The organism is Geodermatophilus sp. SYSU D00079 (genome assembly GCF_054050635.1).
This window is the reverse complement of sequence record NZ_JBJGZS010000003.1, coordinates 162,669-176,379: the sequence shown is the minus strand read 5'-3', so window position 1 is coordinate 176,379 and position 13,711 is coordinate 162,669. Positions and strand designations below refer to the sequence as shown.

At 74.5% G+C, this 13,711-nt stretch carries 12 protein-coding genes; 8 read left to right on the top strand and 4 right to left on the bottom strand.

What is annotated here, in order from left to right:
- The first annotated feature begins 121 nt into the window (after positions 1–121).
- The 6 genes from ahcY (at position 122) to hpf (ending at position 7,503) form a co-directional block, all read left to right on the top strand.
- Entirely contained in the window at positions 122–1,606 is a 1,485-nt protein-coding gene (gene ahcY / locus ACI79E_RS04560; RefSeq protein WP_456931352.1) for an adenosylhomocysteinase, read from the top strand.
- A gap of 92 nt (positions 1,607–1,698) precedes the next feature.
- Positions 1,699–2,415 carry an MtrAB system response regulator MtrA gene (gene mtrA / locus ACI79E_RS04555; protein ID WP_419753948.1) on the top strand — a complete coding sequence of 239 codons (717 nt, stop codon included), beginning with the start codon at positions 1,699–1,701 and terminating at the stop codon, positions 2,413–2,415.
- Positions 2,416–2,455: 40 nt separating this feature from the next.
- Positions 2,456–4,198, top strand: a complete 1,743-nt coding sequence (gene mtrB / locus ACI79E_RS04550) for an MtrAB system histidine kinase MtrB (protein ID WP_456931351.1) — start codon at positions 2,456–2,458, stop codon at positions 4,196–4,198.
- 29 nt (positions 4,199–4,227) lie between these two features.
- Positions 4,228–5,943 carry an LpqB family beta-propeller domain-containing protein gene (locus tag ACI79E_RS04545; RefSeq protein ID WP_456931350.1) on the top strand — a complete coding sequence of 572 codons (1,716 nt, stop codon included), beginning with the start codon at positions 4,228–4,230 and terminating at the stop codon, positions 5,941–5,943.
- A gap of 64 nt (positions 5,944–6,007) precedes the next feature.
- The gene (locus tag ACI79E_RS04540) at positions 6,008–6,787 is read left to right on the top strand and encodes a ComF family protein (protein ID WP_456931349.1); all 780 of its coding nucleotides are present in this window, start codon (positions 6,008–6,010) and stop codon (positions 6,785–6,787) included.
- A 38-nt stretch (positions 6,788–6,825) separates the two neighbouring features.
- The gene (gene hpf / locus ACI79E_RS04535; protein WP_456931348.1) at positions 6,826–7,503 is read left to right on the top strand and encodes a ribosome hibernation-promoting factor, HPF/YfiA family; all 678 of its coding nucleotides are present in this window, start codon (positions 6,826–6,828) and stop codon (positions 7,501–7,503) included.
- Positions 7,504–7,560: 57 nt separating this feature from the next.
- Here the strand turns inward: hpf and ACI79E_RS04530 are convergent, their stop codons facing one another.
- Positions 7,561–7,953, bottom strand: coding sequence for a pyridoxamine 5'-phosphate oxidase family protein (locus ACI79E_RS04530; protein WP_456931347.1), 393 nt, complete (start codon positions 7,951–7,953; stop codon positions 7,561–7,563).
- Between the two features lie 58 nt (positions 7,954–8,011).
- Here ACI79E_RS04530 and secA point away from each other — a divergent pair, with 58 nt between their 5' ends.
- Positions 8,012–11,116, top strand: a complete 3,105-nt coding sequence (secA, locus tag ACI79E_RS04525) for a preprotein translocase subunit SecA (RefSeq protein ID WP_456931346.1) — start codon at positions 8,012–8,014, stop codon at positions 11,114–11,116.
- Between the two features lie 97 nt (positions 11,117–11,213).
- Here secA and ACI79E_RS04520 read toward each other — a convergent pair whose 3' ends face one another.
- Together ACI79E_RS04520 and ACI79E_RS04515 are read right to left on the bottom strand one after the other, a co-directional pair.
- Positions 11,214–11,780, bottom strand: coding sequence for an Rv3235 family protein (locus ACI79E_RS04520; protein ID WP_456931345.1), 567 nt, complete (start codon positions 11,778–11,780; stop codon positions 11,214–11,216).
- A gap of 46 nt (positions 11,781–11,826) precedes the next feature.
- A complete protein-coding gene (locus ACI79E_RS04515) occupies positions 11,827–12,741 on the bottom strand; it encodes a hypothetical protein (protein WP_456931344.1) in 915 nt (304 codons plus the stop codon).
- A 100-nt stretch (positions 12,742–12,841) separates the two neighbouring features.
- On the opposite strand from ACI79E_RS04515, the gene ACI79E_RS04510 reads away from it, so the two are divergent.
- Positions 12,842–13,411, top strand: a complete 570-nt coding sequence (locus tag ACI79E_RS04510; protein WP_456931343.1) for a hypothetical protein — start codon at positions 12,842–12,844, stop codon at positions 13,409–13,411.
- Between the two features lie 6 nt (positions 13,412–13,417).
- Here ACI79E_RS04510 and ACI79E_RS04505 read toward each other — a convergent pair whose 3' ends face one another.
- Positions 13,418–13,708, bottom strand: coding sequence for a helix-turn-helix domain-containing protein (locus ACI79E_RS04505; RefSeq protein ID WP_456931342.1), 291 nt, complete (start codon positions 13,706–13,708; stop codon positions 13,418–13,420).
- Positions 13,709–13,711 lie beyond the last annotated feature (3 nt).

Below are 13,711 nucleotides of genomic sequence, written 5' to 3'. Positions count from 1 at the left end.
TACCCTGGACGACGGCACGAGCCCCGCCGAAGCCTCGGCATGCTCGCTCCCCGGCGGCAGCCGGGACCCTCAGCGACCGACGAGCGCCCGCCTCGGTGGCCGGGCCGATCACTGGAGCGACATGACCGCCAGCACTGGCACCCGTGTACTGACCGACGGCGACTTCAAGGTCGCCGACCTCTCCCTCGCCGGCTTCGGCCGCAAGGAGATCACCCTCGCCGAGCACGAGATGCCCGGCCTCATGGCGCTGCGCGCCGAGTACGGCGACCAGCAGCCTCTGGCCGGCGCCCGCATCGCCGGCTCGCTGCACATGACCGTGCAGACCGCCGTCCTCATCGAGACCCTGACCGCGCTGGGCGCCGACGTCCGCTGGGTCAGCTGCAACATCTTCTCCACCCAGGACCACGCCGCCGCCGCGATCGTCGTCGGCGACGGCACCGCCGAGGAGCCCACCGGCGTCCCGGTGTTCGCCTGGAAGGGCGAGACGCTGGAGGAGTACTGGTGGTGCACCCAGCGGCTGTTCGAGTTCCGCGACGAGGCCGGGGACGTCGTCGGGCCGAACATGCTCCTGGACGACGGCGGTGACGCGACGCTGCTGGTGCACCTGGGCACCCGCTTCGAGGCCGACGGGGTCGTCCCGGACACGACCGAGGCCGACTCCGAGGAGTACGGCGTCATCCTCGACGTGCTGCGCGGCACGCTGGCCGCCGACGGGCAGTACTGGACCCGCATCGGCCAGGGCATCGCCGGCGTCACCGAGGAGACCACCACCGGCGTCATGCGCCTGTACGAGCTCGCCCGCGAGGGCCGGCTGCTGTTCCCGGCGATCAACGTCAACGACTCGGTCACCAAGAGCAAGTTCGACAACCTCTACGGCTGCCGGCACTCGCTCATCGACGGCATCAACCGCGCCACCGACGTGATGATCGGCGGCAAGGTCGCCGTCGTCTGCGGCTACGGCGACGTGGGCAAGGGCTGCGCGGAGTCGCTGCGCGGCCAGGGCGCCCGCGTCATCGTCACCGAGATCGACCCGATCTGCGCGCTGCAGGCGGCGATGCACGGCTACGAGGTGACCACCCTGGAGGAGGTCATCGGCAAGGCCGACATCATCGTCACGGCCACCGGCAACAAGGACATCATCACCGCCGAGATGCTCGGGAAGACCAAGCACCAGGCGATCGTCGGCAACATCGGCCACTTCGACAACGAGATCGACATGGCCGGCCTGGCCCGCACCCCGGGCATCGAGCGCACCACCATCAAGCCGCAGGTCGACGAGTGGCGGTTCGCCGACGGCCACACGATCATCGTGCTCTCCGAGGGCCGCCTGCTGAACCTGGGCAACGCCACCGGCCACCCCAGCTTCGTGATGAGCGCCTCGTTCTCCAACCAGGTGCTGGCCCAGATCGAGCTGTGGACCAACCGGGCCGCCTACGAGGGCCAGGCCCCCGGCGTGACCGTGCTGCCCAAGAAGCTCGACGAGCACGTGGCCCGGCTGCACCTCGACGCGCTCGGGGTCAAGCTGACCGAGCTGACCAAGGTGCAGGCCGACTACATCGGCGTCCCGGTGGAGGGTCCCTTCAAGAGCGACCACTACCGCTACTGAGGGACGACCCCCGCTACGGGGGACACGCACGGGACACCCGTCCGGAGCACCTCCGGGCGGGTGTCCCCGCTTTTGCGCGCGGTCAGCGCAGAATGGGCGCCGTGCCACCCACCGCTCCCCAGAACGGCTCCAGCCGCGGCCGCGTCCTCGTCGTCGACGACGACGCCGCTCTCGCCGAGATGCTCGGCATCGTGCTGCGACGCGAGGGCTACGAACCGGCCTTCGTGTCCGACGGCAACCGCGCGGTGGGCGTGTTCCAGCAGACCCGTCCCGACATCGTGCTGCTCGACCTCATGCTGCCCGGCCGCAACGGCCTGCAGATCTGCCAGGACATCCGCACGCAGTCGACGGTGCCCATCGTCATGCTCACCGCGAAGGGCGACACGATCGACGTCGTCCAGGGGCTGGAGGCCGGGGCCGACGACTACGTCACCAAGCCGTTCAAGCCCGTCGAGCTGGTCGCCCGCGTGCGCGCCCAGCTGCGCCGCGGGGAGACCGGCCAGGCGGAGAACCTCAGCATCGGCGACGTCCAGATCGACGTGCCGGCCCACCAGGTCACGCGGGACGGCGTCCCGATCGCGCTGACCCCGCTGGAGTTCGACCTGCTCGTCGCGCTGGCCCGCAAGCCGCGCCAGGTGTTCACCCGCGAGCTGCTGCTGGAGCAGGTGTGGGGCTACCGGCACGCGGCCGACACCCGGCTGGTCAACGTCCACGTGCAGCGGCTGCGCGCCAAGATCGAGCGCGACCCGGAGAAGCCGGAGATCGTGCTCACCGTGCGCGGCGTCGGCTACAAGGCCGGGCCGCCGTGAGCGGACGGCGGGGCGCCGTGAGCGGGCAGCCTCCTCGACCGTGAGCACCACCCGGCCCGCGACCGAGGCGACCCCCGCGCCGGTGGACGACGCGCCGTCGTCGTCCTCGGCCGGGGTGGTGAGCCCGGCCCCGCCGCGGCAGGCGCGCCCGGCGGACCGGACGTCGGTGCGCCGCGGGCTGCGCCGCCGCGTCGTGCGGGCGCGGGTGCTGGCGCGCCGGGCGGGTGGCCGCGCGCTGCACGCGTGGCGCTCCTCGCTGCACGTGCGCGTCGGGGCGATCACGATGGTGGTCGCCGGCACCGTGGTCGTGATCGTGAGCATGGTGCTGTTCAGCCAGATCCGCGACCAGCTGCTGTCGGTGAAGCGGCAGGCCGCGGTGGACCAGGCGCAGGCCGGCGTGCTGTACGCGCAGAGCGAGGTGGCCGGCATCGCGACCGGCGACGCGGCGAGCGTCCGGTCGACCCTGGACCGCACGGTCAGGCAGCTCAAGGAACGCGGCGGCCCGGCCGGTGACTTCGACGTCGTCATGGTCTACCGCAGCGGCGACACCGAGCGGCCGGCCCCCAGCCGCCGGTTCGTCTACCCGGCGATCCCGGCCGAGCTGCGCGCCGACGTCGCCTCGGGCGGCCAGTTCTCGCAGTACGCGATGATCCCCGACGCGACCGACGAGCCCCGGCCCACGCTGCTCATCGGCGCCCCGGTGCCCACCGACACCGCGGCCCCGGAGCGGATCGAGCTGTACTTCGCCTTCCCCCTCGACCAGGAGGAGGAGAGCCTCTCGCTGATCCGCAGCACCGTGGTGATCAGCGGCATCGCCCTGACCCTGTTCGTCGTCGGCATCGGGGTGCTGGTCACCCGCCTGGTCGTCGACCCGGTGCGCCGCGCCGCCGGCACCGCCCAGCGGCTGGCCGAGGGGCAGCTCGAGGAGCGGATGACCGTGCGCGGCGAGGACGACCTCGCCCGCCTGGCCACCAGCTTCAACGCGATGGCCGACAGCCTCCAGCGGCAGATCACCCAGCTGGAGGGGCTCTCGCAGCTGCAGCAGCGGTTCACCTCCGACGTCTCCCACGAACTGCGGACGCCGCTGACCACGGTGCAGATGGCCGCCGAGATCCTCTACGAGTCCCGGGGCGACTTCCCCGCCCACGTCGCCCGCTCGGCGGAGCTGCTGCACACCGAGCTGGACCGGTTCGAGGCGCTGCTCACCGACCTGCTGGAGATCAGCCGCTACGACGCGGGGGTCGCCGTCCTCGACTGGGAGCCCACCGACCTCGGCGCCCTCGTGGGCCGGGTGGTGGCGGGCACGTCCGCCCTGGCCCAGCGGCACGGCTGCGAGCTGACCGTCACCGGTCCGGGCTCGGAGGTCATCGCCGAGGTCGACGCCCGCCGGGTGGAGCGGATCCTGCGCAACCTGGTGGGCAACGCCATCGAGCACGGCGCCGGCCACCCGGTGGAGGTCACCTGGGCGGCCAACCGGACGGCGGCGGCGGTGACCGTCCGCGACCACGGCGTGGGCCTGTCCTCTGCGGAGGCCCAGCACGTGTTCGACCGGTTCTGGCGGGCCGACCCGTCCCGGGTGCGCACCGTCGGCGGCAGCGGGCTGGGCCTGTCGATCAGCCTCGAGGACGCCCGCCTGCACGGCGGCTGGCTGCAGGTGTGGGGCCAGCCGGGCGCCGGCGCGCAGTTCCGACTGACGCTGCCGCTGTCGGCCGGCGCGGACCTCACCAGCTCGCCCCTGCCGCTGCGCCCGGCGGTCGCCCGCCGTCCCGGGGTGCCGCGGTGACGCGCCGCGGGCCGGCACGCACCAGGGGTGTGCGGCGCGTCGCCGTCCCGGCCGCCGTCGTGCTCGCGCTGCTGGGCGCGTGCTCGACGGTGCCGACGAGCTCGCCGACGGTGCCGATCACCCAGGCGCCCACCCGGCAGGACCGCGCCGTCGGGATCGAACCGCTGTCACCGGAGGCGGACGCGACCCCCGAGGAGATCGTGCGGGGCTTCCTCGACGCCGGGGCCAGCCGGGTCCGCGGCCACCCGGTGGCGCGGGAGCACCTGGCGCCCGAGCCGGCCAACTCGTGGTCGGACGAGGCCGGGATCACCGTCCTCGGCCAGGACTACGCGACGGTCACCACCGACGCCGGCTCGGTCGTGGTGACCGCGACCCTGGTCGGCACCATCGACCAGCGCGGGGTGTTCGAGGTCGGCGCCCAGGAGGTCTACACCCGGGAGTTCACCCTCGCCGACGTCGAGGGCGAGTGGCGGATCACCAACCCGCCGGACGGGCTGCTGCTGCTCGAGCCGGACTTCGAGCGGCTCTACGAGCGGCGGGACCTCTACTTCGTCGACCCGACCGGGCAGCGGGTGGTGCCCGACCCGCGGTACCTGATCACCGGGGAGGCGCAGCCGACCGTGCTCGTCGAGCGGATGCTCGCCGGGCCGTCCAACGCGCTGGCGGCCGGCGTGCACAACGAGCTGGCCGGCGTCTCGCTGCGCAGCACCGTGACCGTCTCGGCCGAGTCCGTCACCGTCGACCTCACCGGCCTGGGTGACGCGCCGCCGTCGCGGCTGGCGGAGCTCTCCGCCCAGCTGGTGTGGACCCTGGAGCAGCTGCCGGTCAGCTCGGTGGACATCCTGGTCGACGGGCAGCCGCTGCGCATCGAGGGCGTGACGCCGGTGCAGTCGACCGACACCTGGTCGGCCTTCGACCCCGACACCGTCCCGGTGGGCGCGGTCGGCCACCACCTCCAGGCCGGGGCGCTGCGCACGGTCGAGAACGCCCCGGCACCCGGCCCGGCCGGCACCGGCGCCTACGCGCTGACCAGCGCGGCGGTGTCCACCGACCGGCGCACCGGCGAGCCCACCGCGATGGTCGGCACCACCGAGCGCGACGGGCAGCCGACGCTGCTGGCGGGGGACTACGGCGGTGAGCTCACGGCCGTGCTGTCCGGCGCCACCCTCAGCGCACCGACCGTCGCCGCGACCCGGGCGGAGTTCTGGCTGATCCGGGACGGCGGCGCGGTCGTGCGGGTGCCGGCCGGTGGCACCCCGCAGTCGGTCAGCGCGCCCACGCTGCCCGGCCTGGGGCGCGCCACCGTGCTGCAGCTCTCGCCCGACGGCGTCCGCGCCGCCGTGGTCGTGGACGACGGGCAGCGCCAGGCCCTCCACGTCGGCACGGTGGTGCGCTCCGACGAGGGGCCGGTGGCGCTGCGGGACCTGCGGGCGGTGGCACCGACGCTGTCCTCGGTCGCCGACGTGGCCTGGCGGACGGCGGGCAGCCTGCTGGTGCTGGCCGGGGACGCCGGTGAGGACCGCATCGTCCCCTACACGGTCGGCGTGGACGGGTGGGGGCTGAGCGCCGTGCCGACGGCAGGGCTGCCCAGCCAGCCCACGCGGGTGGCCGCGGCTCCGGGACTGCCGCCGCTGGTGAGCGCCGGCGGCACCATCTGGCAGTGGCAGGTCGCCGGCGGCACCTGGGTGACGCTCATCCGCGGCGAGCAGCCGCTGCCCGGGGACGAGCCGTTCTACCCCGTGTGAGCCCGTTGTCCACACATCCTCCCCGCCCCTGGGCCGACGGCGTCCGGACGGCGACGCTGGGGGAGTGGACGGCGGGCTGCTGGCGGCGCTGACCGATCTGCTGCTCCCGCGGCTGTGCGCCGGGTGCGAGCTGCCCGGCGCGGTGCTGTGCCGGCGGTGCTCGGCGCTGCTCACCGTGCCGCACCTGGCCCAGCCGCGGCGCTTCCCGGCCGGCTTCCCGCCCACGGTGGCCGCGGGGGCCTACGCCGGCCCGGTGCGCCCGGTGGTCAACGCGTTCAAGGAGCGCGGCCGCGCCGAGCTGGCCCGTCCGCTGGGCGCGGCCCTGGCCCTCGCCGTGACCGGGGTGCTCGCCGGACTGCCCGCCGTCCCGGGGCCGGTGTGGCTGGTCCCGGTGCCCAGCGGGGCGGCCGCCCTGCGCGCCCGCGGCCGCGACCACGTGCGGGAGCTGACCGGCCGCGCCGTCGCGGAGCTGCGGGTCGCGGGGCTGCCGGCGTCGGAGGCCCGGCTGCTGCGGCGCGCCGGGCGGGCCCGGGACTCCGCGGGGTTGTCGGCCGCCGAGCGGCGGGCGAACCTAGCCGGCACGTTCGCCCTGCGGCGCGACCTGCCGCCGCGGCCCCCGGGCGTGGTGCTCGTGGTCGTCGACGACGTCGTGACCAGCGGGGCGACCCTCACCGGAGCCGCCGCCGAGCTGGCGTCGGTGGCCCCCGAGCCGGGCACTCCGGTGCTCGCCGCGGTGGTCGCCGCGACCCCGCGGCGGGGTTCCGCCCAGGCGCCGGCGGGTGGTCCCGGACCGGGTCGAGGTGGTCGACAAGGTCGACTGTCGGGACCCGGGAACGGCGACTAGCGTGGAACCGATCACAGCCCGTCCTACCGGGAGGTCTCATGGAGATCGTGGTCCGTGGCCGCAACGTCGAAGTCCCCGAGCACTACCGACAGCACGTCGAGGACAAGGTCGGTCAGCTCGAACGCTTCGACGGCAAGCTGAAGATCCTCCGCGTCGACGTGGAGCTCTTCCACGAGAAGAACCCGCGCCAGTCCTCGCAGTGCCAGCGCGTGGAGATCACCCTCCGGGGCAAGGGGCCCGTCATCCGGGCCGAGGCCAGCGCCCCGGACTTCTACTCCGGGCTCGACCTGGCCGCCGGCAAGCTCGAGCACCGGCTGCGCAAGGCGGCCGACCGCCGCCGGGTGCACCACGGCCGGCGCACCCCCGCCACCGTCCGCGTCGGCGGAGGACCCGACACCGGCGTCCTCGAGGCGCTGGACCGGGAGCGCCAGCTCGCCGCCGAGGGGCCGCACGTCACCGACCTCGACGAGCACCTGCCCGGACGGATCGTGCGGGAGAAGCACCACCCCGCCACCCCGATGACCGTCGACCAGGCCCTCCACGAGATGGAACTGGTCGGGCACGACTTCTTCCTGTTCCAGTGCGCCGACACCGGCCGGCCGACGGTGGTCTACCGGCGGCACGCCTACGACTACGGCCTCATCCGGCTCGTCGACGCCCCGCTCGACGGCAAGCTCGAGCAGCAGCCCGCCCAGCCAGCGGCGGCGCCCCTCTGATCGTCCGGCGGGCGGGGCGCAGGAGGCGCCCCGCCCGCCGTCCCGCCGGCCCCTCGTTCAGGCGTTGCCCAGGACGCGGTCGACCGAGATCTCCAGCACCACCCGGGCCGGGTTCTCCCGGGGCCGCCGGTAGCGCTGGGCGTACCGGGCCTCGGCGTCGGCCACCGACGCGGCGTCCTCCCGCACCACCGCCGACCCCTCGAGGGTGACCCACCGGCGGCCGTCCACCTGGCAGACGGCGACCCGCGCCTGCCCCGCCCGCACGTGGCGGGCCTTGGCCGAGCTCCCCGAGGTGATGACCCGGGCGGTGCGCGTGGCTGCGTCGTAGGTCACACCCACCGGGACGACGTGCGGGCTGCCGTCCGGGCGCAGCGTGGTGAGGGTGGCCAGGTGCCGCTCGGTGAGGAAGGTGAGCAGCCCGGGGCCCAGGTCGTCCAAGTGGTGCGCCACCGGCCGATTGTGGGCGATGGGGCGGGGTCTCGCGCGGACGCCGCCTACGCTGGGGTACGTGGTGTTCTCCAAGATCCTCCGTGCCGGTGAGGGCAAGATCCTCCGACGGCTGAACAAGATCGCTGACGCGGTCGAGTCGCTGGCGGACGACGTCGCCGACCTCACCGACGCGGAGTTGCGGGCCAAGACCGACGAGTTCAAGCAGCGGCTGGAGGAGGGCGAGACACTCGACCACCTCCTGCCGGAGGCCTTCGCCGTCGTCCGCGAGGCCGCCACCCGGACGCTCGGCCAGCGGCACTTCCGCGTCCAGATCATGGGCGGCGCCGCGCTGCACCTGGGCAACATCGCCGAGATGCGCACCGGTGAGGGCAAGACGCTGACCGGCGTCCTCCCGGCCTACCTCAACGCCCTGACCGGCAACGGCGTGCACATCGTCACGGTCAACGACTACCTCGCCCAGCGCGACGCCGAGCAGATGGGCCGGGTGCACCGCTTCCTCGGCCTGTCGGTGGGCACGATCCTCTCCGGCGAGCGCCCGGCGCACCGCCGCGAGCAGTACGCCTGCGACATCACCTACGGCACGAACAACGAGTTCGGCTTCGACTACCTGCGCGACAACATGGCCTGGAACAAGGCCGACCTGGTGCAGCGCGGGCACCACTACGCGATCGTCGACGAGGTCGACTCCATCCTCATCGACGAGGCGCGCACCCCGCTGATCATCAGCGGCCCGGCCGAGTCGGCCGGCAAGTGGTACGTCGAGTTCGCGCGGATCGTGCCGATGATGAAGCGGGACACCCACTACGAGGTGGAGGAGGCCAAGCGCACGGTCGCCGTCACCGAGGAGGGCGTGGAGTTCGTCGAGGACCAGCTGGGCATCGACAACCTCTACGAGGCGGTCAACTCCCCGCTGATCAGCTACCTGAACAACGCGCTGAAGGCCAAGGAGCTCTACCACCGCGACCAGCAGTACATCGTCACCAACGGCGAGGTGCTCATCGTCGACGAGTTCACCGGCCGGGTGCTCGCCGGACGGCGCTACAACGAGGGCATGCACCAGGCCATCGAGGCCAAGGAGAAGGTGCAGATCAAGGACGAGAACCAGACGCTCGCCACGATCACCCTGCAGAACTTCTTCCGGCTCTACGAGAAGCTCTCCGGGATGACCGGCACGGCCCAGACCGAGGCCGCCGAGCTCTCCCAGACCTACAAGCTGGGCGTCGTCCCCATCCCGACGAACCGGCCGATGATCCGCGCGGACCGCTCCGACGTCATCTACAAGACCGAGTCGGCGAAGTTCGACGCGGTCATCGACGACATCGCCGAGCGGCACGAGAAGGGCCAGCCGGTGCTGGTCGGCACCGCCAGCGTGGAGAAGTCCGAGGTGCTCTCCAAGCTGCTGCTGCGCCGCGGGATCCCGCACGAGGTCCTGAACGCCAAGAACCACGCGCGGGAGGCGCACATCGTCGCCCAGGCCGGGCGGCTGGGCGCGGTCACCGTGGCCACCAACATGGCCGGTCGCGGTACCGACATCCAGCTCGGCGGCAACCCCGACTTCATCGCCGACGAGACGCTGCGGGCCCGCGGGCTGTCGCCGGCGGAGACGCCGGAGGAGTACGAGGCCGCCTGGGACGAGGCGCTGGCCACCGCCAAGGAACAGGTCAAGGCCGAGCACGAGCAGGTCGCCGAGGCCGGCGGTCTGTACGTGCTGGGCACCGAGCGGCACGAGAGCCGGCGCATCGACAACCAGCTGCGCGGCCGCTCGGGCCGGCAGGGCGACCCGGGTGAGTCGCGGTTCTACCTGTCGCTGGGCGACGACCTCATGCGCCGGTTCAACGGCCCGATGCTCGAGTCGATGATGACCACGCTGCGGGTCCCCGACGACCAGCCGATCGAGTCGAAGATGGTCACCCGGGCGATCCGCTCGGCGCAGACCCAGGTCGAGCAGCAGAACTTCGAGGTCCGCAAGGACGTCCTCAAGTACGACGAGGTCCTCAACCGCCAGCGCACCGTCATCTACGACGAGCGGCGCAAGGTGCTCGACGGACAGGACCTGCACGAGCAGGTGCGGGCGATGGTCGACGACGTGATCAGCGCCTACGTCGACGGCGCGACCGAGACCGGCTACGCCGAGGACTGGGACCTCGAGCAGCTGTGGACCGGCCTCAAGGCCCTCTACCCGGTGGGCCTGGACCGCGACGAGCTGATCGACCGCGTGGCCGACGGCGACCAGGCCGCGCTGACCGCCGACGTCCTCAAGCGCGAGCTGCTCGACGACGTCCACCGCGCCTACGAGGAGCGGGAGACGACCCTCGGCTCGCAGGTCATGCGCGAGCTCGAGCGGCGGGTGCTGCTGTCGGTGCTGGACCGCAAGTGGCGCGAGCACCTCTACGAGATGGACTACCTGCGGGCCGGCATCCACCTGCGCGCGATGGCCAACCGCGACCCGGTCGTGGAGTACCAGCGCGAGGGCTACGACATGTTCAACCAGATGCTCGACGGCATCAAGGAGGAGTCGGTCGGCTTCCTGTTCAACCTGGAGGTCAAGACCAAGGAGCAGCAGGAGGCGGAGGCCGCGGCCAAGCAGGCCGAGGCCGAGGCCAAGGCGCTGGCCGCCGCCCAGCAGGGGACGGCGCGGGTGCTGGCCCGCCAGGCCGCGGCCGCGAAGGCGGCGCAGGCGGCTGCTGCCGGCGGCGACGGCGCGGTCGCTCCCGCAGCCGCCGCGGCCCAGGCCCCCGTCGCGGCTCCTGCTCCCGCCACCCCCGCGCCGGCGGAGACCGCGGCGCCGGCAGCGGCCGCGGGGCCGGCCCCCGCCGCCACGCCGGCCGAGGCCCCCGCCGCAACGCCGGCGAAGGCCCCGACCGCCCGCCGGTCGTCGGCCGCCACGGCCCGGCCCGCCGAGGCCGCTCCCGCCGCCGAGCCGGCGTCGGCCGGTCCGGCACCGCAGCTCGCGGTCAAGGGCCTGGAGGAGCCGCGCCGGTCGGACGAGCAGCTGAGCTACTCGGCGCCGAGCCTGGACGCCTCACCCAAGGAGAGCGGTCCGGCCAAGGCGGCGAAGACGGCGACGGTCACCGGCACCAAGGAGCCGGCGCGCAACGCGCCGTGCCCCTGCGGGTCGGGCAGGAAGTACAAGTCCTGCCACGGAGCCCCCTCCGGCGCCTGAGAGGTCCTCGTCCCGCCACCGCTCGCGGCGGCGCCTGGGACGGAGACGACGCCCCCGCCGGTCCACCCGGCGGGGGCGTCGTCGTCTGCGCCGGCCCTCAGCCGATCTGCAGGGCGGTGCAGCGCCACCGACCGTCGATGCCCTCCAGCCGTGCGGCCACCGCGTGCGCGCGGCCGGAGCGGCGGGCCACGGCGGTGACCTCCGCGACCCCGTCGACCGGCTCGCAGACGTGCACGCGGCCCAGCAGCACCGGGGCGGCGCCGCCCGAGCACCAGCGCGGCCGGCGCCCGCTGGCCAGGGCGGCGAACACGCCGACGGACGTCAGCGGCTGGACCTGGCTGAGCGGTCGACGCCCGATGAGTGCCTCGAGGGTCAGCAGGAGCAGCCGACGGCCGGCCAGGTGCGGGTCGGGCAGGTCGGCGCGCCCGGACCAGGACGGCTCGAAGCCGGTCGGGTAGCCGGCCGGGCCGCTGTCGGGCCGCGGTCGCGGACCCGGGCGGTGTGCCGGGCGGGGCACCGCGACACCGGGGAGGACCAGCCGACGGACCGGCTCGACGTCCAGCGGCGGTTGGGGGGTCGGCACGACGACCAGGCGCAACGCAGCGGCGGGGGTCGGTCGCGGGTCGGCCGGAGCCGGTGCGGTGGGGGAGGGGGACGCGGTCATCGGTTGGGTGCTCCGTGGTCGGGGTGGGCTCGGTTCGGGACGGCGGTCACGGCGCCGCCGGCGGGTGCAGGACCTGCCCGGGCAGCAGGACGTCGGGGTCCGGGCCGATCACCGCCGTGTTCGCCTGCCACCAGGCGTGGACGGCGGCCGCGACCTCGCCGCCCGCGGGTGTGCGGCCGGTGCGCTCCCGCAGGTCGGCGGAGGCGATGCCCCACAGGCACTCCCCGCGCAGGACCACGTGGGTGCCGGGCGCCGGCAGGGGCCAGTCGGGGACGGCCGCGGACGGTCCGCCGGCCCCGGTGGTGGGGGCGGTGGCCGGTGCCGGCGCGGGTGGCGCCGGGGCGACGGTCGGGGGCGTGGGCTCCGTGGCCGGGGGCGCGGACTCCGCTGCCGCCGGGGGCGGTGCGGGAGCCGGGGGTGTCCCTGCCGGCGCGCGGCCGGTCGCCGACGACCAGTCCGCGACGGGGCCGGGCGAGTCCCCGATCGGGCCTGGCCAGTCCGCGATCGGGCCGGGCCGGTCCGCGACGGTGCCGGGAGGAGTCGGCTCCGCGGTCCCCGCGGGCTCTGCGGTCGCCGCCGGCGCCGCGGCCGCGGAACCGGGTCCGCACGCGGTCAGGAGGGGCGCTCCGGCGGCCAGGCCGACGCCGAGCGCCACGGCCGCTGCGCGCCGCGCGCCGGCGGGGAGGACATGCCGGGTGAGCCCGCGGGAGAGGGCGCCGACCGCGCCTGGGACCGTCGACAGGGCGGTCAGGACGAGGCCGAGCAGGCCCCAGGCCCAGACGGTCCACGCGACCGCGGCCACCCCACCGACCAGGAGCGTCTCGGCGCCCCGGGTGTCGGCGGCCCGCTGGAGGCCCAGTCCGGAGGCCGCCACCCAGCCGAGGTCGGGGGTGACGGCGCGGAGGGCCACCGCGACCGCGGCCATCGCCAGGCCCGTGCCCAACAGGCGTCGGATCGACATGTCTCCTCCTCGACATCGCGACGGGAACGAGACCAAACCATGCAAATGCAAGCAAACGCAAGAGTTGGAATGGAACTACGCTGGGCGGAGGAGGTGCACGATGCGCTGGCAGCAGCTGTTCGCCGATCTGCAGGCCGAGTTCGACGCCGCCGAGTCGGCGGCGGAGCGGGCCGAGGACGGGTCCCGTCGCCGGGCGGAGCTCGGCGGGGTCCGGCTGACCGACCGGGTGGCGGGGTCGGTGGGCCGGCCCGTCGCGCTGCGGTGTCGTGGCGCCGGTGACGTGGCGGGGACGCTCACCGACGTCGGCAGCGACTGGCTGCTGCTGACCGACGACGTCCGGCGCGAGGTGCTCGTGGCGTTCGCGGCGGTGCGGTCGGTGGCCGGCCTGGGCCGGGAGACGGCGCCACCGGTCCCTGCGGGGGCGGTGCGGGGACGGCTGGACATGCGGCGGGCGCTGCGCGGTCTGGCCCGCGACCGGGCCGTCGTCCAGGTGGTCCTCGACGACGGCGCCGTGCACGTCGGCACCGTCGACGGTGTGGGTGCGGACTTCCTCGAGCTCGCCGAGCACGACGCCGACCAGCCCCGACGTGCCGACGCCGTGCGGGGCGTGCGGGTGGTGGCGCTCCCGGCGGTCGCGGTGGTGCGGACCCTCGCGCCCGGTCTGGTCTGACCCGGGTCAGCGTCGGCGGCGACCGCCGGTGGCCGGGGAGGTGCTCTCGGCGTCCTGCTCGACGGGCTCGTCGGACTCCGCGGTGGCGGGCTGCTCCGGTGCGGTGCCGGCGCGGGCCTCGGCGTACTTCTGCTGGATGAACCGCTCCAGTTCGTCGACCTCCACGCGCCACTGGCCGCGGCCGCCGATCTGGATGGCGATGAGCTCCTTGCGGCGGACGAGCGCGTAGGCCTGCGACCACGACACGTTGAGGATCTCGGCGACGTCGTCGAGGGTCAGGAAGCGCGGTGTGGGCATCGG

Coding starts and splice junctions, on each gene's coding strand:
- hpf (WP_456931348.1), top strand. CDS start 6,826: ATGGAGATCGTGGTCCGTGGCCGCAACGTCGAAGTCCCCGAGCACTAC.
- ACI79E_RS04515 (WP_456931344.1), bottom strand. CDS start 12,741: ATGTCGATCCGACGCCTGTTGGGCACGGGCCTGGCGATGGCCGCGGTC.
- ahcY (WP_456931352.1), top strand. CDS start 122: ATGACCGCCAGCACTGGCACCCGTGTACTGACCGACGGCGACTTCAAG.
- ACI79E_RS04520 (WP_456931345.1), bottom strand. CDS start 11,780: ATGACCGCGTCCCCCTCCCCCACCGCACCGGCTCCGGCCGACCCGCGA.
- mtrA (WP_419753948.1), top strand. CDS start 1,699: ATGGGCGCCGTGCCACCCACCGCTCCCCAGAACGGCTCCAGCCGCGGC.
- ACI79E_RS04510 (WP_456931343.1), top strand. CDS start 12,842: ATGCGCTGGCAGCAGCTGTTCGCCGATCTGCAGGCCGAGTTCGACGCC.
- ACI79E_RS04505 (WP_456931342.1), bottom strand. CDS start 13,708: ATGCCCACACCGCGCTTCCTGACCCTCGACGACGTCGCCGAGATCCTC.